General features: G+C 69.1%; 1 protein-coding gene and 1 pseudogene. One reads left to right on the top strand and one right to left on the bottom strand.

Features of this window, described 5'->3' with window-relative positions:
- The coding region (locus INF29_RS14085; RefSeq protein WP_193487350.1) for a cysteine desulfurase family protein at positions 1–709 on the top strand (709 nt) is incomplete at its 5' end.
- Between the two features lie 264 nt (positions 710–973).
- Here the strand turns inward: INF29_RS14085 and INF29_RS14090 are convergent.
- A pseudogene (locus tag INF29_RS14090) lies at positions 974–1,894 on the bottom strand (phospho-sugar mutase); the annotation flags it as partial.

Genomic DNA, 1,894 nt, shown 5'->3' on the forward strand with positions numbered 1-1,894 from the left:
GGGGACCATCGAGGACATCCCGGTACTCGCGGGGATCTCCCACGAGCGGGGCATCCCCTTCCACACCGATGCGGTCCAGGCGGTCGGGCACATCCCCGTCGATGTCGACGAGCTCGGGGTCGATGCGCTCTCGCTGTCGGCGCACAAGTTCCACGGACCGCGGGGGACCGGGGCCCTCTACCTGAGGGACGGGTTCTCCATACCGCCCATGGTCGAGGGCGGCGGGCAGGAGCGCGGACTGCGTTCGGGCACGCAGGACGTGGCCTCCGCCGTCGGCATGGCGGCGGCGCTCGAGGAGGCGTGCGAGGACCTCGAGGGTCGCGCGCGGCGCGTGGGAGCGCTCCGCGACCGGCTCGTCTCCACGGTGCTGGAACGCACCCCGGGCGTACGGCCCACCGGCGAGCCCGACCCGCACCGGAGGCTCCCCTCGATCGCATCCTTCATATGCCATGACGTCGATGGCGAGCTGCTCGTGGTGCTCCTCGACCGGGCCGGGGTCGCCGCGGCGACGGGATCCGCGTGCTCCACGGGGTCGACCGAACCGTCGCATGTCATCACCGCAATGGGCTGGGACGACCCTTCGTGGAACCGCGGTACGCTGCGCCTTTCGCTGGCGGACGACGTCACGGACCGCGATATCGACCTCCTGTGCGAGCGCGTCCCCCGGTGCATCGAGCGGGCGCGCCTGCTCTCGGGCTTCTCGCGATAGCCGCATGCCGCATCGAGCGGCCTCGGCTGACGGGCCGATCGATCGGTGTCCCTCGCCGGCGGCGCCGTCGGCTCTCCCCTGCCGTAAGCCGCTCGCCCGGAAGCGGACCTTCCTCGTGATAACCGCCCATCTCGACGAGCAGCCCGCCGGGAGACGCTCCCCCACGGCGACCCCCCGCCGGAGCCGCCCTCCCCTGCCCCGCGGCATGGAAAAGCCGGGGTGCCCCGGAAGGCGCCCCGGCTCTCTCATCCGATAGGCCGGCCGTTAGCTCAGCAGCTTGCGGCCCGACTCCTCGATCGCATCGAGCTGCGCGTCCGCGGACGCCGCATCGGCGCCCTTGGCGAAGATGTACAGCTTGATCTTGGGCTCGGTGCCGGACGGGCGCACGATGGCCTTGTCGCCGCCCTCGAGATCGAACTCGATGACGTTCGCCTTGGGGAGGCCGTTCACGCCGTCCGCGTAGTCCACGACCGCCTCGACCTTCGCACCGGCGATCTCCTCCGGTGCGGTCTCGCGCAGAGCAGCCATGATACCTGCCATTTTAGCGGCGCCATCTGCACCAGGATAGGACAGGGAGATGGTGCGGTTGTGGTAGTAGCCGTACTTCTCGTACAGCTCGCGCATGGCCTGGACGAGGTTCTTGCCCTGCAGCTTGTAGTACTGCGCCATCTGGCAGATGAGCAGGCTCGCGTTGACGGCGTCCTTGTCGCGCACATGGTCCCCGGAGAGGTAGCCGTAGCTCTCCTCGAACCCGAAGATGTAGCGATCGACCTGGCCCGCGTCGGACAGACCGGTGATGATATCGCCGATGTACTTGAAGCCGGTCAGGCAGCGGCGCAGCTCGAAGCCGTACTCCTGGGCGAGCGCGTCGACCATCGCGGAGGAGACGATCGTGGTCACGGCGACCTTGTCGGTCAGGTCCTCACCGCGCTCAGCGCGCATCTTGCAGATGTAGTCGAGCAGCAGCACGCCCATCTCGTTGCCGGTGAGCAGCGTGTAGTCGTCACCGTCCTGGCAGGCGACGCCGACGCGGTCGGCATCGGGATCCGTGGCGAGCAGGAGGTCGGGCTGGACCTCGGTGCACAGGTCGATGCCCTTCTGCATGGCCTCGCGGATCTCCGGGTTGGGGTACGGGCAGGTGGGGAAGTCGCCGTCGGGGTCCTTCTGCTCGGGGACGATGGTGAT

The sequence above is a fragment of the Anaerotignum lactatifermentans genome, assembly GCF_014982935.1.
GTDB lineage: Bacteria > Bacillota > Clostridia > Lachnospirales > Anaerotignaceae > Anaerotignum > Anaerotignum lactatifermentans.